The sequence below is a fragment of the Gemmobacter aquaticus genome, from assembly GCF_007859075.1.
GTDB lineage: Bacteria > Pseudomonadota > Alphaproteobacteria > Rhodobacterales > Rhodobacteraceae > Gemmobacter > Gemmobacter aquaticus.
In genome coordinates this window covers 492,730-514,865 of record NZ_VOAK01000011.1, presented here as the reverse complement: position 1 = coordinate 514,865, position 22,136 = coordinate 492,730, and the positions used below count along the sequence as shown (strand labels likewise).

The 22,136-nt window shown below is 61.7% G+C and carries 26 protein-coding genes and 1 tRNA gene; 21 read left to right on the top strand and 6 right to left on the bottom strand.

Translation table 11 applies throughout. The features are described from left to right. Window positions 1-11 precede the first annotated feature (11 nt). The gene (locus FQU74_RS04565) at window positions 12-860 is read right to left on the bottom strand and encodes a LysR family transcriptional regulator (protein ID WP_146285238.1); all 849 of its coding nucleotides are present in this window, start codon (window positions 858-860) and stop codon (window positions 12-14) included. Between the two features lie 115 nt (window positions 861-975). Here FQU74_RS04565 and FQU74_RS04560 point away from each other — a divergent pair, with 115 nt between their 5' ends. After that, a complete protein-coding gene (locus tag FQU74_RS04560) occupies window positions 976-1,188 on the top strand; it encodes a DUF1127 domain-containing protein (protein ID WP_146285237.1) in 213 nt (70 codons plus the stop codon). Window positions 1,189-1,292: 104 nt separating this feature from the next. Next, on the top strand, window positions 1,293-2,036 hold the full coding sequence (locus FQU74_RS04555; protein WP_146285236.1) for a Bax inhibitor-1/YccA family protein: 744 nt from the start codon (window positions 1,293-1,295) through the stop codon (window positions 2,034-2,036). Between the two features lie 75 nt (window positions 2,037-2,111). On the opposite strand, the gene FQU74_RS04550 is transcribed toward FQU74_RS04555, so the two are convergent. Together FQU74_RS04550 and FQU74_RS04545 are read right to left on the bottom strand one after the other, a co-directional pair. Then, entirely contained in the window at window positions 2,112-2,753 is a 642-nt protein-coding gene (locus tag FQU74_RS04550) for a ChrR family anti-sigma-E factor (RefSeq protein ID WP_146285235.1), read from the bottom strand. 13 nt (window positions 2,754-2,766) lie between these two features. Further along, window positions 2,767-3,315 carry a sigma-70 family RNA polymerase sigma factor gene (locus FQU74_RS04545; protein ID WP_188781565.1) on the bottom strand — a complete coding sequence of 183 codons (549 nt, stop codon included), beginning with the start codon at window positions 3,313-3,315 and terminating at the stop codon, window positions 2,767-2,769. Window positions 3,316-3,524: 209 nt separating this feature from the next. Here FQU74_RS04545 and FQU74_RS04540 point away from each other — a divergent pair, with 209 nt between their 5' ends. The 3 genes from FQU74_RS04540 to FQU74_RS04530 are packed head-to-tail and all read left to right on the top strand — an operon-like array spanning window position 3,525 to window position 6,318. Continuing rightward, the gene (locus FQU74_RS04540; RefSeq protein ID WP_146285233.1) at window positions 3,525-4,820 is read left to right on the top strand and encodes an NAD(P)/FAD-dependent oxidoreductase; all 1,296 of its coding nucleotides are present in this window, start codon (window positions 3,525-3,527) and stop codon (window positions 4,818-4,820) included. Next, window positions 4,817-5,566: a DUF1365 domain-containing protein gene (locus FQU74_RS04535; RefSeq protein ID WP_146285232.1), complete on the top strand. Its 750-nt coding sequence runs from the start codon at window positions 4,817-4,819 to the stop codon at window positions 5,564-5,566. Before FQU74_RS04540 ends, FQU74_RS04535 begins: the two co-directional genes overlap by 4 nt. Beyond that, window positions 5,563-6,318, top strand: a complete 756-nt coding sequence (locus FQU74_RS04530) for an SDR family NAD(P)-dependent oxidoreductase (protein WP_146285231.1) — start codon at window positions 5,563-5,565, stop codon at window positions 6,316-6,318. Before FQU74_RS04535 ends, FQU74_RS04530 begins: the two co-directional genes overlap by 4 nt. A 23-nt stretch (window positions 6,319-6,341) precedes the next feature. Here the strand turns inward: FQU74_RS04530 and FQU74_RS04525 are convergent. Continuing rightward, a tRNA-Leu gene (locus FQU74_RS04525) sits at window positions 6,342-6,425 on the bottom strand. A 137-nt stretch (window positions 6,426-6,562) separates the two neighbouring features. Here FQU74_RS04525 and FQU74_RS04520 point away from each other — a divergent pair. The 3 genes from FQU74_RS04520 (at window position 6,563) to FQU74_RS04510 (ending at window position 8,324) form a co-directional block, all read left to right on the top strand. After that, window positions 6,563-7,267 (top strand): CoA transferase subunit A, encoded by a 705-nt coding sequence (locus FQU74_RS04520; RefSeq protein ID WP_146285230.1) that lies wholly within the window; start codon window positions 6,563-6,565, stop codon window positions 7,265-7,267. Further along, window positions 7,267-7,896, top strand: a complete 630-nt coding sequence (locus FQU74_RS04515; protein ID WP_146285229.1) for a 3-oxoacid CoA-transferase subunit B — start codon at window positions 7,267-7,269, stop codon at window positions 7,894-7,896. The genes FQU74_RS04520 and FQU74_RS04515 overlap by 1 nt, the downstream gene beginning before the upstream one ends. A 137-nt stretch (window positions 7,897-8,033) precedes the next feature. After that, complete coding sequence (locus tag FQU74_RS04510; RefSeq protein WP_146285228.1) at window positions 8,034-8,324, top strand: GNAT family N-acetyltransferase; 291 nt, start codon at window positions 8,034-8,036, stop codon at window positions 8,322-8,324. Here FQU74_RS04510 and FQU74_RS04505 read toward each other — a convergent pair. Further along, on the bottom strand, window positions 8,321-9,217 hold the full coding sequence (locus FQU74_RS04505) for a lytic transglycosylase domain-containing protein (protein ID WP_146285227.1): 897 nt from the start codon (window positions 9,215-9,217) through the stop codon (window positions 8,321-8,323). The genes FQU74_RS04510 and FQU74_RS04505 overlap by 4 nt on opposite strands. A gap of 380 nt (window positions 9,218-9,597) precedes the next feature. Here FQU74_RS04505 and FQU74_RS04500 point away from each other — a divergent pair, with 380 nt between their 5' ends. The 13 genes from FQU74_RS04500 (at window position 9,598) to FQU74_RS04445 (ending at window position 21,593) form a co-directional block, all read left to right on the top strand. Next, a complete protein-coding gene (locus FQU74_RS04500; protein WP_146285226.1) occupies window positions 9,598-9,795 on the top strand; it encodes a Flp family type IVb pilin in 198 nt (65 codons plus the stop codon). 145 nt (window positions 9,796-9,940) lie between these two features. Next, window positions 9,941-10,117, top strand: a complete 177-nt coding sequence (locus FQU74_RS19395) for a hypothetical protein (protein WP_170246193.1) — start codon at window positions 9,941-9,943, stop codon at window positions 10,115-10,117. Window positions 10,118-10,159: 42 nt separating this feature from the next. Then, complete coding sequence (gene cpaB, locus FQU74_RS04495; RefSeq protein ID WP_146285225.1) at window positions 10,160-11,026, top strand: Flp pilus assembly protein CpaB; 867 nt, start codon at window positions 10,160-10,162, stop codon at window positions 11,024-11,026. A 202-nt stretch (window positions 11,027-11,228) separates the two neighbouring features. Next, entirely contained in the window at window positions 11,229-12,620 is a 1,392-nt protein-coding gene (locus FQU74_RS04490) for a type II and III secretion system protein family protein (RefSeq protein ID WP_146285224.1), read from the top strand. A 5-nt stretch (window positions 12,621-12,625) separates the two neighbouring features. Further along, window positions 12,626-13,282: an OmpA family protein gene (locus tag FQU74_RS04485; RefSeq protein WP_146285223.1), complete on the top strand. Its 657-nt coding sequence runs from the start codon at window positions 12,626-12,628 to the stop codon at window positions 13,280-13,282. 221 nt (window positions 13,283-13,503) lie between these two features. Beyond that, window positions 13,504-14,769, top strand: a complete 1,266-nt coding sequence (locus tag FQU74_RS04480) for a CpaE/TadZ family protein (RefSeq protein ID WP_146285222.1) — start codon at window positions 13,504-13,506, stop codon at window positions 14,767-14,769. 23 nt (window positions 14,770-14,792) lie between these two features. Beyond that, on the top strand, window positions 14,793-16,256 hold the full coding sequence (locus FQU74_RS04475) for a TadA family conjugal transfer-associated ATPase (RefSeq protein ID WP_146285221.1): 1,464 nt from the start codon (window positions 14,793-14,795) through the stop codon (window positions 16,254-16,256). A gap of 9 nt (window positions 16,257-16,265) precedes the next feature. Next, the gene (locus FQU74_RS04470; protein WP_146285220.1) at window positions 16,266-17,234 is read left to right on the top strand and encodes a type II secretion system F family protein; all 969 of its coding nucleotides are present in this window, start codon (window positions 16,266-16,268) and stop codon (window positions 17,232-17,234) included. A gap of 13 nt (window positions 17,235-17,247) precedes the next feature. Next, entirely contained in the window at window positions 17,248-18,219 is a 972-nt protein-coding gene (locus tag FQU74_RS04465) for a type II secretion system F family protein (RefSeq protein ID WP_146285219.1), read from the top strand. 15 nt (window positions 18,220-18,234) lie between these two features. Next, window positions 18,235-18,807, top strand: coding sequence for a tetratricopeptide repeat protein (locus FQU74_RS04460; RefSeq protein ID WP_146285218.1), 573 nt, complete (start codon window positions 18,235-18,237; stop codon window positions 18,805-18,807). A gap of 45 nt (window positions 18,808-18,852) precedes the next feature. Next, window positions 18,853-19,701 carry a tetratricopeptide repeat protein gene (locus FQU74_RS04455; protein WP_146285217.1) on the top strand — a complete coding sequence of 283 codons (849 nt, stop codon included), beginning with the start codon at window positions 18,853-18,855 and terminating at the stop codon, window positions 19,699-19,701. A gap of 14 nt (window positions 19,702-19,715) precedes the next feature. Next, window positions 19,716-20,207 (top strand): A24 family peptidase, encoded by a 492-nt coding sequence (locus tag FQU74_RS04450; RefSeq protein WP_146285216.1) that lies wholly within the window; start codon window positions 19,716-19,718, stop codon window positions 20,205-20,207. A 72-nt stretch (window positions 20,208-20,279) separates the two neighbouring features. Continuing rightward, the gene (locus FQU74_RS04445) at window positions 20,280-21,593 is read left to right on the top strand and encodes a P-loop NTPase family protein (protein ID WP_146285215.1); all 1,314 of its coding nucleotides are present in this window, start codon (window positions 20,280-20,282) and stop codon (window positions 21,591-21,593) included. A 47-nt stretch (window positions 21,594-21,640) separates the two neighbouring features. Here the strand turns inward: FQU74_RS04445 and FQU74_RS04440 are convergent, their stop codons facing one another. Continuing rightward, window positions 21,641-22,066, bottom strand: coding sequence for a SufE family protein (locus FQU74_RS04440; RefSeq protein WP_146285214.1), 426 nt, complete (start codon window positions 22,064-22,066; stop codon window positions 21,641-21,643). Window positions 22,067-22,136: the final 70 nt, after the last annotated feature.

The window sequence follows — 22,136 nt, the reverse complement described above, 5'->3', positions numbered from 1 at the left end:
GCGCAGGCGCGTCATCCCGAATAGGCCAGACGCAACTCGGCCAGCAGCGCGTCAGCCGCCTCGCCCGTCACGGTTGGGGCGGCGTAAAGGCAGATCGACAGCCCGCCCAGTTCCGGCAGACCGGGCTGGGTGATTTCGGCCGTGCCGGGTGGACAGCGGCCGCGAATGCGGGCCGAAATTGCCAGATCAGCCGCGACCAGAGCCTCGGCCGCCTGCTCGCTTTCCCCCTCGAACGCGAGTTCCCATGGCAGACCTGCCCCATCCAGCGCGCCCTGCGCCGTGGGACGGAAGATGCAGGTGTCCTTGAAGGCCAGCCGCAAGGGCGCACGCAGGTGGGCCGCCCCCTCCTGCGCGCCGATCCAGACCAGATCCTGCCGCGACAGGACACTACCCTCGGGGCCGGGCCGGTCTTCCGTCGTCAGGATCACATCAAACTCGCCACGCGCGAAGCCCTCTTTCAGCAGTAGGGTGAACGAGGACGTCAGATTGACCCGCAGACGCGGAAACTGGGCGGCAAGTCGCTTCAGGATGCCGGGGATCGCCGGATACACAATATCATGGGGTACGCCCAGCCGGATCTCACCCTCGCAGCAGGCCGCAGAGAGCCGTGCCATTGCCTCGTCATTCAAGGCGAGCATCCGTCGGGCGAAGCTCATCAGCTGTTCGCCCTCGGGCGAGAGGCTGATGCGGCGTGCCGCACGCTGAAAGAGGTTTGCGCCGAGAAAATCCTCAAGCCGCTTTATCTGCATCGACACTGCACTCTGCGTCAGGTTCAGAAGCCCCGCCGCACGGGTGACACCGCCCGCATCTGCAACGGCGACGAAGGCCCGCAGGGCCGTCATGTCAAGATTGCGCGCCATATCAAACCTCGTGATGCATGACCCAACAATCATTCATTTTCATTATTCCAACGGCCGAGTCAATATGACGATATGGAATGAACAATACCACATGCATCACGAAAAGGAGTATGCCATGTCTGTCATCGCTTCACGTCGGCAATCCTCACCGCGTCGCCCCCGTTCTATCCTGTCGACTGTCCTGGACGTTCTGTCGCTCCGCCGTCAGCGCCGCCGGCTGGCCGAACTGGACCCGCATCTGCTGCGCGATATCGGGATCACCGAGGACGAGGCACGCCGCGAGGCCGAGCTTCCGATATGGGACGCGCCGTCGCATTGGCGGCGCTAAAACGCGCGCGGGAACATCTTGAAAAGATGTGTGGCCGCTACGATATTTGAGCCATGAGGCGCCGGGCAAGCAATCCGGCGCACGACATCCGACTGGAGGCTCAGATGGCTGATTTCAACACGATGCGCAGCGCCGCCGGCGTTGGTACGCGCACCGCGCAGATCGACGAGGGCCTTCGCGCCCATATGAACAAGGTCTACGGACTGATGTCCGTCGCTATGCTGATCACAGCAGGCGTGGCTTGGGCGGTCGGCTCGTCCGACGCGCTGTTCGCGATCTTCCGCGACCCCGAGACCATGCGCCCGAATATCCTTGGCTGGATCGTCATGTTCCTGCCGCTGATCATGGTCTTTGCCTTTGGCGCCATGATCAATCGTCTGTCGGCTGCGGGTGCGCAACTGTTCTTCTACGTCTACTCGGCGGCGATGGGTCTGTCGCTGGCGTGGATTTTCCAGGCGTTCACCAACACCTCGATCGCGACCACTTTCCTTGTGACCTCGATCGCGTTCGCGTCGCTCAGCCTCTATGGCTACACGACCAAGCGTGACCTGTCGGGCTTTGGCACCTTCCTGCTGATGGGCCTGATCGGTATCATCGTGGCGTCGCTGATCAACCTGTTCCTGGCGTCGAGCGCGCTTGCTTTCGCGATCTCTGTGATCGGTGTGCTGCTGTTTGCGGGTCTGACTGCCTATGACACGCAGAACATCAAGAACACCTACCTGCAACACGCGATGCACGGCGATCAGGAATGGCTGGGCAAGGCCGCGATCATGGGCGCGCTGAGCCTGTATCTCGACTTCATCAACCTGTTCATGTTCCTGCTGCAGTTCATGGGCAACCGCGAGTGAATACGGCAACAGCCTGAATAGGAAAGACCCGCAGGGAAACCTGCGGGTCTTTTCATTTGAACGGGGGGTGCTGCGTCAGATGCGGAAGATCGGCTGCAGCATGCGCGGGATCAGGCCAGTGAAGCGCAGGGGTGCATCGGTTGCGGCAAGGCAGATGCAATCCTGCCCCGCCTCGGCGACGGGCGTGTGTTCCAGATCCTCATCCGCAATCTCAAGATCCCCGCGACCAAAACGGTCGGTCGCATCCGAGAAGGCACCTTGCAGAACCAGCGTCAGTTCCGTGCCTTTGTGCCCGTGATCAGGCACCGCAGCGCCCGCAGGGATATAGAGCAGCCGCGCCGTCGCAGAATCGGAAGTGGGAAGGATCGCTTGGCGCACTCCCATCCCCAAAGGCCGCCACCGGACGGCGGAGGCATCGCCCCCCACCTTGTCGCGCAAGGGCTGCGGGAACACTCCGGGCTTGGACCGCAGGGGAGCAACACGGCGATCCTGCACGCCAAGACGCGCGAGGCAGGCATCTAGGCTGCCCGCGGCCATCTCGGCCTCACAGCCCTCGACCACCTGGCCGCCCACAGCATCAAATGCACCCAGCCTTGCCCGGCACTCATCGCAGAGCGACAGGTGCGTGGCAATCACCAGACCAAAGGCTTCGGGCAGGCTGCCTGTCGCGTAGGCCATCAAGAGGCGGTCAGAGACATGGTGGCGGATCGTGGTCATCTTTGTCTTGCCTTCAACTCAGTTGTGCGCGCAGCTTGTCCAGTGCAAGCCGGATTCGCGACTTGATTGTTCCCATCGGCAGGCCGGTCTCGGCGGCAATTTCGGTATGCGTCAACTCACCGAAATAGGCCTTCTCGATCAGCGCCCGCTGTGATTCAGGCAGAAGTGCAAGTGCCGCACCCAACCGTTCCGTCTCTTGCGCCATCTCGAGCGCCTCTTGCTGGTCGGGCTCGGCCTCGGGGCCCCAGGGAAGATCCTCGGGCTCGGGTCGGGCGGCGCGACGAGCGGCGTCGATCCGGCGGTTTCGGGCAATGGTGAACACCCAGGTCGCGACGCTCGCGCGAGTCGGATCAAAGAGATGCGACTTTTGCCACAGCGTTGCCAACACATCCTGGGCGCATTCCTCGGCCAGGGCGGCCGACATGCCCGACTTCATCAGAAACCCCTTCACCCGTGGCGCGAAATGGCGAAACAGTGCGGCAAAGGCCACCTTGTCCTGCTGGTCTCGCACGGCGAGCAGAAGAGCCGTCCAGTTCTGTTCGTCTGCGCTTGCGCGTTCCATTGCTGCCTGCTGCGTCTCCTTGCGAGGCGCAGCATACGGGCGCCGACGGGCCCGCGCATCCACAATTTCCGTTTGGCACAGATCGAACATCATGCAGCCAATACGTGATGGGGATCAAAGTGGATCACAGCATCTGCAATCTTTGCGATTCAGTGATCCATGTGCGCTATCTGCGCGTAAGCAAACAAAAACCCATGACGAGGACAGCAATGCCATTCGAAATGCCACAACCACCACGCCGCCGCATTGCAGTTATCGGAGGTGGCATTTCGGGGTTGGCCGCCGCACATCTGCTGTCAGACACCGCTGACGTGACGTTGTTCGAAGCAGAGGCGCGCCTCGGGGGGCATGCGCGCACCATCCTGGCGGGCCGCCGTGGAGACCAGCCGGTCGATACCGGCTTTATCGTCTTCAACAAGGTGAACTACCCGCACCTGACCCGGCTGTTTGACCGGCTGGAGGTGCCCTATGTACCCAGCGAGATGAGCTTTGGCGCCTCTTTCGGCGGAGGACGCATGGAATATGCGCTCGGCTCGCTCGACCAGCTTTTCGCGCAGCGCCGACGTGCGGCCGATCCGCGTTTCTTGCGGATGTTGCGCGACATCCTGCATTTCAACGCCAATGCCGAGTCCGCACTGCAGCATCCCGGCATGACGATCCGCGAGTTCCTGCGCGAACTGGGGACTGGGCACTGGTTCCGTGATCGCTATCTTCTGCCGTTTTCCGGGGCGATCTGGTCCACCCCCTGCGAGGGCGTGCTGGACTTTCCCGCCCAATCGCTCGTGACATTCTTCCGCAACCATCATCTCATGAACGTGACGGGTCAGCATCAATGGTACACGGTAAAGGGCGGCTCGATCGAATACGTCCGCAGGCTTCAGTCACAGCTTCAGGCAGCGGGCGTACAGTTGTGCACGGGGCGGCCCGTTGTTGCGGTACGTCGCAGCCCCCTGCCCGAGGTCATGGTGCAGGGCGGCGACTGGCAGGGATTTGACGAGGTGGTCTTTGCAACCCACCCTGATCAGGCACTGGCGATGCTTGGCGATCCGTCCGAGGCCGAGCGGCGCGCACTAGGCGCCATCCGCTATCAGCCGAACGAAGCAATCCTGCATTGTGACACCAGCCTGATGCCCCGCCGCCGCAAGGTCTGGTCCAGCTGGGTCTATGTGGAACCTGCAGGAAAGCGCCCGGAGCGGATTTCGCTGAGCTACTGGATGAACTCGCTACAGCCGATCCCGAAGGACGATCCGATGTTTGTGACGCTGAACGCCACAAGCCCGGTGCGTGAGGATCTGATCTATGACGTGAACACCTTCCACCATCCGGTGTATGATCTGGAGGCGCTGAAGGGACAGCAAGCACTGCGGTCGGTGAACGGCGAAAGGGCGACATGGTTCTGTGGGGCATGGATGCGGAACGGCTTTCACGAAGACGGCTTTGCAAGCGCTGTCGATGTGGTCGAAGCGATGGCCGCGCGCGATACGCTAAGGGTAGCCGCTGAATGAACCGGGTCGAGCACATCGCGGGACACACGTTCCACGGCCGCAAGGGGCCGATCACGAACGCGTTCCGCTATGGCGTTGACTATGTGCTGCTTGACGCCGAGGGCGCTGTAAAAGCGCCATGGCTTTTCTCTCGCAACCGCGCGAACCTGATGTCGGTCAGTGACCGCGACCATGGCGGACCACCGGGCGCGGGCTCTGGCGCGCGCTGGCTGCGTGAGGTTCTGGCGGCACATGGGTTGCCCTCACCTTCAAAAATCGAACTTTTGGCCCAGCCAAAAACCCTTGGTCACGTCTTCAACCCTGTCAGTTTCTGGCTTTGTCACGAAAATGGCCTTCGGATCGTCGTGGCCGAGGTCACCAATACTTACGGCGACCGGCATTGCTATCTGTGCCTTCATGACGATGTCTCGCCCATCGGGCCGGACGACTGGATCGAGGCGCGCAAGGTGATGCATGTCTCGCCGTTTCAACCGATCTCGGGCAGCTATCGCTTTCGCTTTGACCTCCGGGAGGACCGGATCGGCATCTGGATCGACCACACCAATGAAACGGGCGGCGTTTATACCAACCTGATCGGCCCCCGGAAGCCGCTGACGGTCGCGGGCGTCCTGCGGGCATCACTGCGCCGGCCGCTCGGCTCGCGTCGGGTGCTTGCGCTGATCCATTGGCAGGCATTGCGGTTGTGGCTTCGGGGAGCGATCTTCCGAAACCGCCCCACTCCGCCCACCCAGAAAGCCAGCCGATGACCAAATACACATTGAACGGTCGGCGCTACTGGCTTGTCGGGGCGTCCGAGGGCCTTGGCGCCGCCCTGGCAGAGGCGATGTCCCAACGCGGAGCCCGACTGGTCCTGTCATCGCGGCGAGCCGATGCACTTGAGGCTGTCGCCCGCCCGCTTGGGGCCGAGGTGGTCCCGATGGATGTGGCAGACCCCGCATCTGTGGCCGCTGCGGCAGCGCAGGTCGGCGAGGTGGATGGGCTGGTCTGGCTCGCCGCAGTCTATTGGCCGATGCGCGCGCAGGACTGGGACACGGAAAAGGTCGTGGCGATGTGCGACATCAACCTGACCGGCTGCGCCCGTGTGCTGGGCGCAGTCCTGCCGGGGATGATGGCGCGCAACGAAGGGCATGTGGTGCTGACCGGCTCGCTTTCAGGGTTCCGTGGCCTGCCAGGCGCGGTGGGCTATGGCGCGTCCAAGGCGGGCGTCATGTCCCTTGCCGAAACGCTGCGCGCCGATCTGGCGCACACGGGCGTCAGGATCCAGCTTGCCAATCCCGGCTTCATCCGCACGCGCCTGACCGCGATGAACGATTTCGCCATGCCGCAGCTGATGGAACCCGCGCAGGCGGCCGATCAGATCATCCGGTTGATGGAGAGCGGGCGCTTCTCGCGCAGCTTCCCGACGCCGTTCCAGTGGCTGCTACGCGGGTCGGCCTTCCTGCCGGAGTGGCTCTATTACAAGCTGGTCGCCGCGAAAGACAAAAAGCCATCCACATAACTCATTGAAATTAAAAGATTAATTGGTGCCCGCGGCGGGACTCGAACCCGCACGCCCGAAGGCAAGGGATTTTAAGTCCCCAGCGTCTACCATTCCACCACGCGGGCCATGGCCGAACATAACCAAGCGATTTCCGGCGACAACCGGAAAAATCTGTGCGGCGCACACTCTGCCGCAGCGCGGCAATTGACTAGATCTGCGCGCTTCGCCACAAATCAATGGCAAATCAACGCGAGGGAGGCCCATGCAAAAGACCTATCCGACCGCCGCTGCAGCGCTTGAAGGGCTGCTTTCGGACGGCATGCTGATCGCCTCGGGGGGCTTTGGCCTTTGTGGCATCCCCGAGCTTCTGATCGCGGCGATCCGCGACAGCGGGGTCAAGGGGCTGACGGTTGCCTCGAACAACGCAGGCGTCGATGGTTTTGGCCTTGGCCAACTGCTTGAGACGCGGCAAGTCAAGAAGATGATCTCGTCCTACGTGGGCGAGAATGCCGAATTCATGCGCCAATACCTTTCGGGCGAGCTGGAGCTGGAGTTCAATCCGCAGGGCACGCTGGCCGAGCGGATGCGGGCGGGCGGCGCGGGTATCCCCGGCTTCTACACCGCGACCGGCGTGGGTACGGTGATTGCCGAGGGCAAGGATGTGAAGGTCTTCAACGGCCGCGAATACATTCTGGAAACCGGCATCGTCGCGGATCTGGCGATCGTGAAGGCCTGGAAGGCCGACCCGTCGGGCAACCTTGTGTTCCGCAAGACCGCGCGCAACTTCAACGTCCCCGCCGCGACCTGCGGCAAGATCTGTGTGGCCGAGGTGGAAGAGATCGTGCCGCTTGGCAGCCTTGACCCCGACATGATCCACCTGCCCGGCATCTATGTGCATCGCATTGTCCAGGGCCCGCATGAGAAGCGGATCGAACAGCGCACCGTGCGCAAGAAGGAGGCCATCTGATGCCCTGGGACCGGAACCAAATGGCCGCCCGTGCCGCGCAGGAGTTGCAGGACGGCTGGTATGTGAACCTCGGCATCGGCATCCCGACGCTGGTGTCGAACTACATCCCCGCGGGCGTGAACGTGACGCTGCAATCGGAAAACGGGATGCTCGGCATGGGCCCCTTCCCGTTTGAAGGCGAAGAGGACGCCGATCTGATCAACGCGGGCAAGCAGACCATCACCGAACTGCCGCAGACGGCCTATTTCGACAGCGCGACCTCGTTTGCCATGATCCGCGGCGGCAAGATCGCGATGGCGATCCTCGGCGCGATGGAGGTGAGCGAGGACGGCGATCTCGCGAACTGGATGATCCCCGGCAAGCTTGTGAAGGGCATGGGCGGGGCAATGGATCTGGTCGCGGGCGTGGGCCGTGTAGTCGTGGTGATGGACCACACCAACAAGGCCGGCGAGTCCAAGGTGCTGCGCGCCTGCACCCTGCCCCTGACCGGCAAGCGCGTCGTCAACCGCATCATCACCAACCTCGGCGTCCTCGACGTGGTGCCGGGCGGGTTGAAGATCGTGGAATGCGCCGATGGTGTCACCGAGGCTGAACTGCACGCCGCGACCGAAGCAACGATTGTCGGCTAAGCCCGACTTCGGGCGGGGGGCTATCTGCCCCCCTCTCCTTTCTTCCGCACCGCCGCTGTGCGGAACCGCACGGTCGCGCGCCTTGCTGCAGACGCCGCAATCGGGCCAGATGGATGGCACAGCAACAGGAGCGCGACATGACCACCTTTGATATCCAGCGCGAGACCAACGGCTCCAAAGGCCGCTATGTCATCCGGCAGAACGGTGACGAGGCCGAGCTGACCTATTCCATCACCTCGCCCGTTCTGGTGATCGCCGATCACACGCTGGTTCCTGACAGCTTTCGGGGCACTGGCGCGGGGCTCGCGCTGGTCACGAGACTGGTCGAGGACGCCCGCGCCGAAGGGTTTCGCATCATGCCGCTGTGCCCCTTTGTAAATGCGCAGCGCAAGAAGCACCCTGAATGGGCCGATGCCTTCGCGGTCTAACCGCCGACCGACATGATCTTGAAGACGCAAGGATCAGAGAAGAGCTCGGGCGGGGTCTGACAAAGGCCCTGCGCCACCTGCCATGCGGCCAGAACCTTTGGCACATAGTCACGGGTTTCGGCATAGGGTGGCACGCCGCCATTGGCATCCACGGCCCCCTCGCCCGCGTTATAAGCGGCCAGAACCATCAGCGGATCCCGATCGAACCGCTTCATCAGCCAGTCGAGATAGGCCACGCCGCCCTTGATGTTCTGCGAGGGGACCGACGCATCCGACACGCCGAAGCGCTCGGCCGTCGCAGGAATAAGCTGCATGAGCCCCTGCGCCCCAGCCGAACTGATCGCATTGGGCCGGCCTGCGCTTTCCACGGCAATCACTGCGAGCACCAGTGCGGGCGATACCTCGGTGCCGATGGTGGTGGCGAGGATGTCGGTTCCGTAGCTTTGCGCGATGTTCTGCAGGCTCTGCATGCGCGGCGCTGCAACAATGCTGCCGCCCGGCCCTTGCGACAGCGCAGCCATGGCGGCAGGAAACCGGCCTTGAACCGCCTCGCGCGCCGGCGGCACACGGTCCCAGAACCACGCATAGGTGTTGGCCACCTTCGGCTGCGGCAAGCGCGGCCCCTGCGGTTCGGGCAATGGTTCAGGTTTTTGCTCGGCGACCGATTCCGCCTCTTTCTTCAGGTCGACCTTGGGAGAGGCCGCCAGGCGCCGGGCCTGCTCTTCCGGGTCGATCTGGACGGTAATGCGTCGCTTGACCTTTTCGCCTGGGGCGGGCGGTTTCACGCTGCGGAATGTAAAGTTTTCAAACCCGGGCACTGTCTGTGCCCGCGTGGCTTGTGCGCCAGCCAGAATCAGGCCGACGATCACCGCTGCTTCGATTCCCCGCCTCATGGGGCTGCCTGTCCGTTATCCGGTTTTATGGTGGGCAGAGTGCCAGAAAACCCTGCTTCGATCCACAAAACCACGGAAACAGGTACCAAATCGTGGCAATCTTGCCGCAATCTTGCCGCAGTTTGGCGCAATTTCCGAAGCCAGTTTTGGGTTGCGCATATCGGTCGATATTTTTTTACTGTTTCTTTTCAATGTGATATTTGATTTTTTACCCTTGGTGAACGATATTTTTCTTTGGCCGTATTGCCTCCCAACTCCCGCCACCATTGAGGGGCTATATGAGCACATGCCGCACCGAGACGCGGATCGGAACAGAGGCCGATCAGTCAAGCTTCGTGGCGGTCAAGACAGAGCAACGCTGAACCAAGGGAATTACGCACATGAAACTGCTGAACATCTTCAAGGCCTTCGCGAAAGAAGAGTCGGGCGCCGTGACCGTTGACTTCGTGGTGCTGACCGCCGCAATCGTCGGCCTGGGCATCATCGTGATCTCGACGCTGCAGCCGGCGATCGAAGACACCGCGACCGCCATCGCCGACGACATGGCGAACGCTACCGAGATCGGCCGCACCAACTGATCTGACACGAGACGACAGTCTCGAGGCGTGATAAAACAGGCTGCGGGACCCGTTCAGGGCCGCAGCCTGTTTACAATTGCGAGGGGGTGATCGGCGTGTCGTGCCGTTCCCCAGTGTAGTGGTAAACAAGTATGAGAGTTCGGACATGCAGCGATTGAAGACGTTTCTTGCGGCCGAGGATGGTGCCGTTACGGTTGACTTCACGGTCCTGACGGCGGTGATCGTCGTTGTTGCGGTCGCCGTGGGCGTGCTCATAATTGCGGGCGCATCTGATGCCGCCACATCCATCGCACAGAGCATCATTGATTATCTGCACTCCTGAGATCATTCTGCCGCCAGGCAAGAAACCAGATAGGATCAGATAATGCGGACAGTTTTCCTTGGGGTTCTGGCCCTGGGTATCGCGCTGGCGGGCTTTGCCGTCTACATGGCGCAGAACTTCATCGGACAGACCCAGGCACAGCTGGAAAAAGAGCAGGCCATGCGCCAGCGGATCGGCGCGCTTGTCGAGGTGTATGTGGTGAACAAGCCGGTGAACTACGGCGACACCATCACCCCGGACGACGTGCAGCTGGTCTATTGGCAAAAGAATGCGCTGCCCGAAGGAGCCTTCACCCCCGAAGCCCCGCTTTTCGCCGAGGGCGAAAAGGCCCCCCGCTATGTGCTGCGGCAGATGGAGCAGTTCGAGCCGATCCTTGCAACCAAGGTCACCGCCCCCGGCGAGACGACGGGCCTGACCAGCATGCTGAAGCCCGGACAGCGCGCGTTCACCATTCAGTTTGACGATGCTTCTGGGGCATCGCGGATGCTCCAGCCCACAAACCGCGTGGACATCTACTGGACGGGCACTGCCCCGAACGGCCAGCAAAAGACCATGCTGATCGAAAGCTCGGTCGAAGTGATCGCGGTTGATCGCCCGCCAGCCAAGGACCAGAAAGCCACCGGGCTGGACAACAGCCTGCCCAAAGCCATGACGGTCGCTGCAAGCCAGGAGCAAGTTGCACGACTTGCGCAGGCGCAGGCTTCGGGTGATCTGTCGGTCTCGCTCGTCGCGAAGGACGACCAGAACACCGCTGGCCCCGCTTCGCTTGAGGTCGACACCACGATCTTCGGCGCCGAAGAAGTCGTGGTCGAGGCCCCCGAACAAAAGCGCTGCTTCCGCAAAGTCCGCAAGGGCACCGAAGTCCTCGAGGAAGAAATTCCCTGTCTCGCCGAAAGCGACACCAACTGATTGTGTCCTGACGGCTTGCTTGGCGCTGTATCTGGGGCGCCAAGCAGACCCTGATGCCGCCAAAGCACAACCGCTGTGAGATATCCACAGCAACTTTGCGGCGCAAGAGGTTGATTCTTGCAATAAAACGGCTTCTCCTGCATTTTGTTTCTCGAATGGGCGAAAAGACCCGAACAGAGGCGTGATCCGAAAGGCAGGTCACATGCAGGTCAGAACAATATTCGGCGCCGGGCTTCTTGGCCTTGCGCTGGCGAGCACGGCGATCACCGCCGTCAGCGCGCAGAACCTTAGGGTCATGCAGGGATCGACCTCTGCGCCCCTTTCCGTTCCCCTCAACCGGGCCGTCGTGGTCGAAAGCGACGAACCCTTTGCCGAACTTTCGATCGCGAACCCCGGCATCGCAGATATCTCGACGCTCTCTGACAAGTCGATCTACGTTCTGGGCAAGGCACCGGGACGCACCACGCTGACCCTGCTGGGGGCCGACGGGCGGCTGATTTCCAACGTCGATGTCGAGGTGACACCCGACGTATCGGAATTCAAGGAACGCCTGCGCCAGATCCTTCCGGGTGAAAACATCGAGGTGCGGACGGCCAATGATGGCATCGTACTTTCAGGCACCGTCAGTTCGACAGCAAAGCTGGATCGCGCCCTTGACCTCGCAAACCGCTATGCACCCGACCGCGTCTCCAACCTGATGACGGTCGGCGGCACGCAGCAGGTGATGCTGAAGGTGCGGTTTGCCGAAATGCAGCGCTCAGTTGCCAAGAACCTGTCGTCGTCACTGGCAATCGCCGGCGGGACGGATGTCGGCGTGATCGGTGAAACCGGGACATGGCTGGGTAGCGGAAACGGCCTCGGCAATGACTCGATCACCGCCCGCGACAACGCAAACTCTGCGCTGGCGCTTGGCTTTACCGCAGGCTCGCTGCAGTTCGGCGTGCTGCTTGAGGCACTGGAGTCCAAGGGTGTTGTCCGCACGCTGGCTGAGCCGAACCTGACCGCCCTTTCGGGGCAAGAGGCCAAGTTCCTTGCCGGTGGCGAGTATCCGATCCCGGTATCCGATGATGATGGCATCACCATCACCTACAAGCCCTTCGGCGTTGAGATGAACTTTACGCCGGTTGTGGTCGATGGTGACCTGATCAACCTGCAGATCAACGCTGCCGTGTCGTCGATTGACGCCGATACTTCGATCCAGACTGATGGCATCAGCGTGAACGCCTTCAAACGGCGTGAAACCTCGACCACCGTGGAGATGCGCGACGGCGAGAGCTTCGCAATTGCAGGCCTGTTGCAAGATGACTTTCGCGATCTGAACGGCCAGGTGCCGTGGCTGGGCGACATTCCGGTTCTGGGCACGCTCTTCCGCAGCGCCGAGTATCAGCGCGCGCAGTCCGAACTGGTCATCATCGTGACGCCGCACCTTGTCACCCCCACGCGAGGCGAGGCGCTGGCCCTTCCGACCGACCGTGTCCGCCTGCCGACAGAGCGAGAGTTGTTCCTGTTTGGCAAGGTGGCGGCGACCAAGGGTGCTGCCGGCGAAGTCGCCCGGCAGGATTTCAGCAGCCCCTACGGCTATGTGATGGAGTGAGACACATGCGGGGGAACATGCGGACTATTCTTGCGTTCACCACAATCCTCGCGACCGCAGCCTGCGGCAGCCTGGACGAGGAAGTGGGCGCACGTGTCGATGGCGGCACCTTCGGAAACGCCACGATGAACAACTCGATGGCGCAGATCAACGGTGCCGAGGCGACCATCCTTCTCGGCCGCCGTTTCGCGGCCGAGGTGCCGACCACCATCACCTTCCCGTTCAATTCTGCGCAGTTGACACCCGAGGCGCAGGCGGTGCTGAACCATCAGGCCATGTGGATGAGCCAGTTCCCCGAACTGCGCTTCTCGGTCTATGGGCACACTGACCTTGTCGGTTCCAATTCCTACAACAAGGCACTTGGCAAACGGCGCGCGCAAGCGGTGGTATCTTACCTCGGAACGCGTGGAATTTCCTCACGTCGCTTGGAGGCGCTTGTTTCCTATGGCGAAACAAGGCCGGTCATCAGTACGGCAGCACCCGAGGAACGGAATCGTCGTACCGTGACAGAGGTTTCAGGCTTCGTGGGCCACAAACGCAACGCGCCTTTGAACGGCAAATATGCCGAAGTTATCCATCGCGAGTACATCGATTCGGCCCGCCGCGAGATCGAGCGGCCGACCCAAGTGCAGCAGTTGGTGTTCGACACCGGCAGCAACTGATCGCGCCCAACCATGGGTTGAACTGGCGGGCCTACGGGCCCGTCATTAGTTACGGAACGGGGATAATTCGCAGATTTACGGCTTTTTGGCCCCAATCTCGCCCAACTTCTAAACCAGCGTTTTCAGTATGAACCCAAACCCTGCGGTCCGGCTGCCCAAGGCGTCGGCAGCGATGCAAAGGCCTAGATCGTTGAACGTGGGAAACGGAAGGACTTGAGGCAATGTCGACTGTGGCAAATCTTCAGCCCGAGCCCGCGCCCGTTGTGGCGTGCACAATCTCGCGCGATGTGCAGAACTTTGAGCTGCTCATTGACGATATGGAGCGAGAACTGGGCGAGAACTGGGGAGATCTCTCGTTTGACGATGCCCTGATCTTTCTACAGCAGCCCGACAGCGAGCACCTGAAATTCGTGGCCGTGGCCGTAGATGGCCATGACGAGGCGGACCTGACCCGCATCACCGAGGTGATCCGCGCAGCCAAGGCGCGCGAGGTCCGTGTCATCCTCATCGCGGCCGAGGTCGGCCCCGTCGCGCTGCACCAGCTGTTGCGCCTTGGGGCAGACGATTTTGTGCCCTACCCCCTGCCCGAAGGTGCGCTGCACGAGGCGATCGATCGGATCAGCCGCGCGCGCCAGACCCCATCTGTTGCCCACCATGACCCAGATGAGGGCGCGCATCGGGCACCCCGGTTCAAAGCCAAGGGTGACCGCGAGGGCGTGATCATTCCGGTCCACGGCCTTGCGGGCGGCGCGGGTGCCTCGACCTTTGCGGCCAACCTTGCGTGGGAACTGGCCAACGCGGACAAAACACAGCCGCCGCGGGTCTGCCTGATCGACCTCGACTTCCAGTTTGGCGCCTGCGCGACCTATCTCGACCTGCCACGCAAGGAAGCGGTGTTCGAGCTGTTGCAGGATCTGGAGCGAACCGACAGCGACAGTTTCCTGCAGGCAATGCTCACCTTCAACGACAAGCTGCATGTGTTGACCGCCCCTGCCGACATGCTGCCGCTGGATATCGTGACCGGCGAAGACATCGGCCGTCTGCTCGATATGGCGCAGGCGAATTTTGACTTTGTCATCATCGACATGCCCAAGACCATCGTCAGCTGGACGGAAGCCGTGCTGCACCGGGCGCATATCTACTTCGCCCTGATGGAACTGGATTTGCGCTCGGCCCAGAACGTACTGCGGCTGATCCGTGCGCTGAAAGCCGAAGGCCTGCCAATCGAAAAACTGCGCTATGTGCTGAACCGCGCGCCGAAGTTTACCGATCTGTCAGGCAAAGGTCGGGTCAAGCGGCTTGCCGAGAGCCTTGATATTTCGATCGAGCTGCAACTGCCCGATGGCGGCGCACAGGTGACACAATCGAACGACCACGGCCTGCCGCTGTCGGAAACCGCTGCGAAGAACCCGCTGCGCAAAGAAGTCGCGAAACTCGCCAAGTCGCTCTACGACCTTGGAAAATCCTCTGTCGCCGGCGCAGCCTGAGCCTGATCTGAAGGGAAGCCACGATGTTCTCTCGCTTCAAGAAACCGGACGGTCCAGCAAAACCCGGCAGCCCGATGCCGCCGGGTGGTGGGCAGACCGGCGCCCAGACGGGTGGCGCTGCATCAGGCGGCCCCAAGCCTTCACCCTCGCCCATGTCGCAGACCCGCGCCCCGGCGCGCAGCCCGGCCGAGGTGGCCCAGGCCGACAAGGACCGCAAGCGCAAGGAACGTCTGCAGGAGCTGAAGGTCGAACTTCACAAGCGACTGCTTGAGAACCTGAACCTCGCAGCGCTGGAAAAGGCCACAGAGACCAGCCTTAAATCCGAAATCGCGGCGATTTCGAGCGAAGCGCTTGAAGAGATGTCGGTCGCGCTGAACGCGCAGGACCGTGCGACGCTCAATCAGGAACTCTATGACGAGGTGATGGGCCTTGGCCCGCTGGAGCCGCTGCTGAAGGACGAGTCGGTCAGCGATATTCTGGTGAACGGGCCGCAACGCATCTTTGTCGAACGCGGCGGCAAGCTGCAGTTGACCGATGTGACCTTCAAGGACGAACGTCACCTTCTGCGCATCATCGACAAGATCGTCTCGGCCGTGGGCCGGCGCGTCGATGAATCAAACCCCTATTGCGACGCCCGACTTGCCGATGGCTCACGCTTCAACTGCATGGTGCCTCCGGTCGCGGTGGACGGCTCGCTTGTGTCGATCCGGAAGTTCAAGAAAGAAAAGCTGAAGATCGACGACCTGATCCGCTTTGGCGCCTTCACCGAGGAGATGGCGCTTTATCTTGAGGCGGCCGTGTCGACCCGGCTCAACATCATCGTCTCGGGCGGTACGGGTTCAGGGAAAACGACCACGCTGAACGCGCTGTCATCCTTCATCGACAACGCCGAACGGGTGCTGACGATCGAGGATACGGCCGAACTTCAGCTGCAACAGGTGCATGTGGGCCGTATGGAAAGCCGCCCGCCGAACGTCGAGGGCAAGGGTGCGGTCACGCAGCGCGACTGTCTGCGCAACGCCCTGCGGATGCGGCCTGACCGGATCATCGTGGGGGAAACCCGTGGCGAAGAGGTCATCGACATGCTTCAGGCCATGAACACCGGCCACGATGGATCGATGACCACGATCCACGCCAACAACCCGCGCGACGGCATCAGCCGCCTGGAGAACATGGTTGCCATGGCCGGGATCGAGATGCCGCTAAAGGCGGTGCGCAGCCAGATCGCCTCGGCCGTGAACCTGATCGTGCAGGCCAGCCGCATGCAGGACGGCTCGCGTCGCATGACCTCGGTCACCGAAATCACCGGGATGGAGGGCGAGGTGATCTCGATGCAAGAGGTGTTCCGCTACGAACGTCTGGGCGTGCAGCCCGACGGCAAGATCATTGGCCGCTTCAACGCAACTGGCGTGCGGTCGCACTATTCCGAACGTTTCAAGCAATGGGGCTTCAACCTGCCCCCTGCCATCTACGAACCCATCGTCTAAGGCCGCGGCATGAGCATCAACCCCGCCATATTCGTCTACGTCATCATCTTCGTCGCCGTCGTCGCGGTGGTCGAGGGGCTGTATCTGACGATATTCGGCAAATCCATCAGCCTGAACAGCCGCATGTCGCGGCGCTTGGCGCTGCTGGAAAAGAACCATAACCGCGAAGAAGTGCTGGCCCAGCTCCGCAAGGAGATGACGCAGCACATGTCGGCCAAGTCGATCCCGCTCTATTCGATTCTGGCAGACAAGGCGCAAAAGGCCAATATCGCCTTCTCGCCGATGCAGCTGATGATGCTGATGGGCGGGTTGTCGATCATGGCCTATGTGGGCCTGACCTTCGGCACGCCGGCAGAAACGCCCGTGCGGATCATCCTTGCGGTGGCGATGGGCGTGGGCGGTGTTTACATGTGGGTGAACAGCAAGGCCAAGAAACGTGTTACGCTGCTGCAGGAACAGCTGCCCGACGCGGTCGAGCTGATGGTGCGCAGCCTGCGCGTCGGACACCCCTTCTCCTCGGCGCTCGGCATCGTCGCAAAAGAGGTGCCTGACCCGCTGGGCACCGAGTTCGGTCTGATCAGCGACGAGGCCGCTTATGGCCGCGATGTCGCCGAAAGCCTGAAAGCCTTTGCCGAACGGATGGATAATCAGGACCTCCGCTTCCTTGCCGTGGCCGTCGCGATCCAGCAACAGTCGGGCGGCAACCTGGCCGAGATCCTTGAGGGGCTGGCCCAGGTGATCCGCTCGCGCTTCAAGCTGTTTCGCAGGGTCCGGGCTATCACGGCCGAGGCGAAGTGGTCGGGCATGTTTCTCTCGGCCTTCCCGATCGTTGCCCTGCTGATGGTGCTGATGCTGAAGCCCGACTATTTTGACGAAGTTCAGAAATCGTCGCTGTTCATCCCGGCAGCCTTGGTCGTCGGGGTGATGCTCACCGTCAACGTGATCTTCATGAAGATCATGGTCAACATCAAGGTCTGAGGGAGGAAGCGGCATGTTCGAGAGTTTCAATGCGCTTCTGGTTGAGAAGCTGGGTCCACTTGGCCCGGTTTTCGCCCTCCTGGCGTTGGGCTTGCTGCTGGTACTGGCCGTCATCCCGACCCTGCTGAAGAAGCAGCACGACCCGCTTGAAAAGCTGCGCCAGCAGCGGGCGGCAATGACAGGCAAGACGGAAGGCGCCGCCCTGCGAACCAAGAGCAGCGCCGATAAGCTGGAAAAATACGCGCATTTCCTTGAACCCCAAAGCGTTGAGGAAATGTCGGCCGCGCGACTGAAGATGCTGCGCGCAGGCTATCGATCCAAGAACGCGGTCCGCACCTACCACTTTGCCAAACTGGCGCTTGGCATAGGCGCGCTGATCCTGGGGCTGGCCTATACGCTGCTGCTCAAGTCACAGCGCGGCGATATCCCGACACAAACGATGATCCTTTACACGATCATGCCGGCGGCCTTTGGCTATTACCTGCCACAGTACTGGGTTCAGCGCCGCCTGCAGACCCGCCAGCAGGAAATCGTCGCGGGCTTTGCCGATGCGCTCGACCTGATGCTGGTCTGCGTCGAGGCAGGTCAGTCGCTGGACCAGTCGATCAACCGCGTGGCGCAGGAAATGCGCGCAGGCTACCCCGCCCTCGCCGACGAATTCGAACAGGTCTCGCAAGAGGTAAAGGCCGGCAAGGAACGCGTTCAGGTGCTGAAAGACCTGTCGGAGCGAGTAGGCGTCGCGGATGTGTCATCCTTTGTGACGACGCTTGTGCAATCGGCGACCTTCGGTACGTCGATCTCCGAGGCCTTGCGGGTCTACTCGGCGGAAATGCGCGACAAGCGAGTGATGCGCGCCGAAGAAAAGGCGAACGTCTTGCCGACGAAGCTGACACTGGGCACAATGATGTTCACCCTGCCGCCGCTGATGCTGATCCTGATCGGACCCTCGATTTACAGCATCGCAACCCAGCTTGGCGGCAGGTGAACTGACCGGAGCCCCATGAAGACCGCATTCCTGCTGCTTGGCCTGTGCCTTCTTTGTGCCTGCCAGTCCCTTGGCGGCGGCACCTTGGGCGCTTCCGACAAATCTGCCCCGGGCGTCGACGCCAGCGCCGAAGATGTTGACGGGCTGATCGTCGGCCACCGCCTGCTTGAGGCAGGGGAGCCGGAACTCGCGCTCAAGGCCTATTACCGCGCAGCAGCGCAGCAAGGGATCAACGCGGATGTGCTCTCGGCTATCGGCAGCGCAAACCTTGCGCTCGGCCGTCTGGGTCAGGCCGAACAGGTGCTGCGCCGCGCGCTGGATGAGGAGCCGACCTTTGTTCCGGCGTTGAACAACCTTGGCGTCGTCCTGATGGAACAGGGCAAGGCGCCAGAGGCAAAGAACGTGTTCCAGCAGGCCTATGCACTGGACAGTGGCAACTCGGACGCGATTCGCGAAAATCTGATGCGCGCGATAGCCATGTCTGAAAAATCGATCTATGCTGACGAACCAGAACAACAAAAACTGGAGCGCAGCTTCTCGCTCGTCCGGCGCGGTCAGGGGGAAAACGTCCTGCTCTCGTCGCTCTAGCCTGGGCAAGCGCATCCGGACATCGAGCAGCAACAAGGACGCGACATGCGCCAGATTTTCCTGATCGGGCTGTGCCTTGCCGGCATGACCAGCCTTGCCGCCTGCAACAAGGGGCTTGATGACGCCGAAGTAAAGCGCGCCATAAAGGACGTTAACGTCATCGACGAAAGCAACCTCAGCGAGATCATGCTGACGGTGGGCGATCCCAATGAATCTGTTGCCTATTTTACCCGGACCCTGCAGCAGAACCCCGGACGCCCTGACCTGCAGCGCGGGCTTGCCAAGTCACTGATGCGCGCGGGCCAGCCAGAAGATTCTGCGAAGATCTGGTCGGGACTGATTGGTTCGGGTCAGGGGACGGCGGAGGATCAGGTCGGCTATGCCGAAGCGCTGATCCGCAGCAACAAGTGGCCTGAGGCCGAAGCGGTTCTGAACCAGATCCCGCCCACGCATGAAACATACGACCGCTACCGCCTTGAAGCGATGGTCGCCGACAGCAAAAAGCAGTGGCAAAAGGCCGACAGTTTTTACGATACCGCCGCCGGGCTGACCACGCGTCCGGCAAGCGTGCTGAACAACTGGGGCTATTCCAAGCTGAACCGCGGTGACTATGCCGGGGCAGAAAAGCTGTTCAATGAGGCGCTGAAGAACGACCCATCGATGTTCACCGCCAAGAACAACCTCGTCCTGGCCCGCGGCGCGCAGCGCAAATACGACCTGCCCGTGGTGGAGATGACGCAGCGCGAGCGGGCGGAACTGCTCTATACGCTCGGCCTTGCGGCTGTGAAGCGTGGCGACGTGACGGTCGGACGCAACCTGCTGGAAGAAGCGGTCGAAACCCATCCGCAACACTTTGAGGCCGCGGCCCGCAGCCTTGCCGCGCTGCAAGGCTGACAGGGGTATCCGACGTGTTCATCGACGCGCAAGCCGCGCTATGGTTCCTGCCGTTCTGCGTTCCGGTCGCGATCTGGGTCGCGTGGTCAGACATGGCCTCCATGAAGATCCCGAACAAGGCCGTGCTGACCATGGCGGCCATCTGGGCAGTGGTGGGTCTTCTCGCCTTCCCGCTGCCGCAGTATGGCTGGGGCTGGGCGGTGTTGGGCATCGTTCTGGCCGTAGGCTTCATCCTGAGCGCACTTGGCCTTGTCGGTGCGGGGGATGCCAAGTTTGCGGCGGCCATGGCGCCGGTTTTTTCGACCGGCGACTGGCGCGCGATCCTCGCCCTCTTCTGCGCTTGCCTTCTGGGGGCCTTTGCAACCCATCGCATCGCGCGGGCGATCCCGGCGATCCGCCGGACGACGCCTGACTGGACCAGCTGGAATCACAAGGACTTTCCGATGGGCCTTGCGCTGGCAGGGACGCTGATTTTCTATCTTCTCGCCCCATTTCTGGCCAATTGATCGGTTCTCCTGATCAGCAATGACGGTGCCGGGCGACTCAAGGCCCGGCCCCATGTTGCCAAGGACGAGCAGATGAATATTCAGGCCACACCTCAGGTCATTGCCCCACCCGCGCCGCGCACGCTGGCCGAAACCGGGCTGACGCTGGTGATGATGCGCGACATCCTCATCAAGACGATGTTCCGCACCAACCTGGACCTCGCCTCCGAGGTCAGCCGCGCGATCTGCCTGCCGCTTACCCTGACGCAAGAGCTGATTGACCTCGCGCGGACTCAGCGCCTGCTGGAGGCCACGGGCACACTGCATGCCACCAGCGGCAATGAGATGGGCTATCAGCTGACGGATGGCGGCAAGGCCCGTGCGCTGGATGCGCTGGCGCAATCGGAATACTATGGCGCCATGCCGGTTCCGCTGGCCGAGTACAGCGCACAAGTTCAGCGTCAATCGGTTCGCAACATGAAGCTGACGCGCGATCAGCTGATGGTGGGCATGGGACATTTGATCCTGCCCGAAGATCTGATCGGCAATCTGGGGCCCGCAGTCGGCTCGGGCCGCTCGATCCTGATGTATGGCCCGCCCGGCAACGGCAAATCCTCGATCTCCAACGGGATCCGCGACGCGCTTGGCGACAAGATCTACATCCCGCGTGCTGTCGAGTATTCGGGGCAGGTGATCACCGTCTATGACCCGATCGTACATACCGCAGCGGTCGAAGTGACCGACGATCCAAACTCTCTGCGCCGGACGGCGAACCGGTTCGACCAGCGCTATGTCTGGTGCCAGCGGCCTTCGGTCATCACCGGGGGCGAATTGTCACTTGACATGCTGGACCTGAAATACAACTCGGTCGCGCGCACCTATACCGCGCCGCTGCAGATGAAGTCGAACGGCGGCATCTTCATCGTCGACGACCTTGGCCGTCAGGCAGAACCGCCACAAAAGCTTGTGAACCGCTGGATTGTGCCGCTGGAAGAAAGCCGCGACATTCTGCAGCTGCAATCGGGTGAGAAGTTCACGGTGCCCTTTGATACGCTGGTGATCTTTTCGACGAACTTCCACCCGAACGAGATCTTTGACGGAGCGGCACTGCGCCGGATCTTCTTCAAGATCAAGATCGACGGGCCGAACCAGGAGAACTTCCTGAAGATCCTCGCCCTGGTCGCGCGCAAGAAGAAGATGCCGCTTGATCAGGATGCCATCCTGCACCTGCTGAAGAACAAGTACCCGACGATCAACAACAACTACGCAAACTACCAGCCGGTGTTCCTGATCGACCAGATGATCGCAATCTGCGAGTTTGAGGGAATCCCGAACCAGATGAGCCCTGAGTTGATCGACCGGGCATGGGCCAACATGTTCGTGCGCGACGAACAGATCGCCAAGTAACCCGATGCGCCCGGCTTCGGGCGCATCATCCGCATCAGTCGCTGGAATCAGGCGGCGGCGGTGGCGGCCGTCTCGCGAATGCGCTGAACCATCGCGCGCAGGCCGTTCGACCGCTGTGACGACAGATGGTCGTTCAACCCAAGCCGGGCAAGTTCTGCCTGGGCATCGACGCGCCCCACCTCGGACAGCGTGAGCCCCGCATAGAGCGCGTGCAGCACTGCGATCAGCCCGCGCACGATCATCGCATCCGAGGTGCCCTGAAAATCAAAGCGCGCCGCAGCCCCCTGCCCTTCGATCATCGGTCGCAGCCAGACTTGGCTCGCACAGCCGTCCACCTTGAAGGCAGGCACCTGAAACGCGGGGTCCAGATCGGGGAATGCCTTTCCGAGTTCGATGACATGGCGATAGCGGTCTTCCCAGTCATCCAGGAATTCAAAGGTTTCGGCGATGTCCTCGAACGCGGGGGTGGCCATGGCTGTCTCCTGCTTTGGCTCAGAGCTATGCGCTTGCGGTCGAAAGGTCCAGAGGGGCGCTTTTCAAATG

Bases quoted from the DNA above. Each gene is read 5' to 3' on its own strand.
- FQU74_RS04565 (WP_146285238.1), bottom strand. From the start codon at position 860: ATGGCGCGCAATCTTGACATGACGGCCCTGCGGGCCTTCGTCGCCGTT.
- FQU74_RS04560 (WP_146285237.1), top strand. From the start codon at position 976: ATGTCTGTCATCGCTTCACGTCGGCAATCCTCACCGCGTCGCCCCCGT.
- FQU74_RS04555 (WP_146285236.1), top strand. From the start codon at position 1,293: ATGGCTGATTTCAACACGATGCGCAGCGCCGCCGGCGTTGGTACGCGC.
- FQU74_RS04550 (WP_146285235.1), bottom strand. From the start codon at position 2,753: ATGACCACGATCCGCCACCATGTCTCTGACCGCCTCTTGATGGCCTAC.
- FQU74_RS04545 (WP_188781565.1), bottom strand. From the start codon at position 3,315: ATGGAACGCGCAAGCGCAGACGAACAGAACTGGACGGCTCTTCTGCTC.
- FQU74_RS04540 (WP_146285233.1), top strand. From the start codon at position 3,525: ATGCCATTCGAAATGCCACAACCACCACGCCGCCGCATTGCAGTTATC.
- FQU74_RS04535 (WP_146285232.1), top strand. From the start codon at position 4,817: ATGAACCGGGTCGAGCACATCGCGGGACACACGTTCCACGGCCGCAAG.
- FQU74_RS04530 (WP_146285231.1), top strand. From the start codon at position 5,563: ATGACCAAATACACATTGAACGGTCGGCGCTACTGGCTTGTCGGGGCG.
- FQU74_RS04520 (WP_146285230.1), top strand. From the start codon at position 6,563: ATGCAAAAGACCTATCCGACCGCCGCTGCAGCGCTTGAAGGGCTGCTT.
- FQU74_RS04515 (WP_146285229.1), top strand. From the start codon at position 7,267: ATGCCCTGGGACCGGAACCAAATGGCCGCCCGTGCCGCGCAGGAGTTG.
- FQU74_RS04510 (WP_146285228.1), top strand. From the start codon at position 8,034: ATGACCACCTTTGATATCCAGCGCGAGACCAACGGCTCCAAAGGCCGC.
- FQU74_RS04505 (WP_146285227.1), bottom strand. From the start codon at position 9,217: ATGAGGCGGGGAATCGAAGCAGCGGTGATCGTCGGCCTGATTCTGGCT.
- FQU74_RS04500 (WP_146285226.1), top strand. From the start codon at position 9,598: ATGAAACTGCTGAACATCTTCAAGGCCTTCGCGAAAGAAGAGTCGGGC.
- FQU74_RS19395 (WP_170246193.1), top strand. From the start codon at position 9,941: ATGCAGCGATTGAAGACGTTTCTTGCGGCCGAGGATGGTGCCGTTACG.
- cpaB (WP_146285225.1), top strand. From the start codon at position 10,160: ATGCGGACAGTTTTCCTTGGGGTTCTGGCCCTGGGTATCGCGCTGGCG.
- FQU74_RS04490 (WP_146285224.1), top strand. From the start codon at position 11,229: ATGCAGGTCAGAACAATATTCGGCGCCGGGCTTCTTGGCCTTGCGCTG.
- FQU74_RS04485 (WP_146285223.1), top strand. From the start codon at position 12,626: ATGCGGGGGAACATGCGGACTATTCTTGCGTTCACCACAATCCTCGCG.
- FQU74_RS04480 (WP_146285222.1), top strand. From the start codon at position 13,504: ATGTCGACTGTGGCAAATCTTCAGCCCGAGCCCGCGCCCGTTGTGGCG.
- FQU74_RS04475 (WP_146285221.1), top strand. From the start codon at position 14,793: ATGTTCTCTCGCTTCAAGAAACCGGACGGTCCAGCAAAACCCGGCAGC.
- FQU74_RS04470 (WP_146285220.1), top strand. From the start codon at position 16,266: ATGAGCATCAACCCCGCCATATTCGTCTACGTCATCATCTTCGTCGCC.
- FQU74_RS04465 (WP_146285219.1), top strand. From the start codon at position 17,248: ATGTTCGAGAGTTTCAATGCGCTTCTGGTTGAGAAGCTGGGTCCACTT.
- FQU74_RS04460 (WP_146285218.1), top strand. From the start codon at position 18,235: ATGAAGACCGCATTCCTGCTGCTTGGCCTGTGCCTTCTTTGTGCCTGC.
- FQU74_RS04455 (WP_146285217.1), top strand. From the start codon at position 18,853: ATGCGCCAGATTTTCCTGATCGGGCTGTGCCTTGCCGGCATGACCAGC.
- FQU74_RS04445 (WP_146285215.1), top strand. From the start codon at position 20,280: ATGAATATTCAGGCCACACCTCAGGTCATTGCCCCACCCGCGCCGCGC.
- FQU74_RS04440 (WP_146285214.1), bottom strand. From the start codon at position 22,066: ATGGCCACCCCCGCGTTCGAGGACATCGCCGAAACCTTTGAATTCCTG.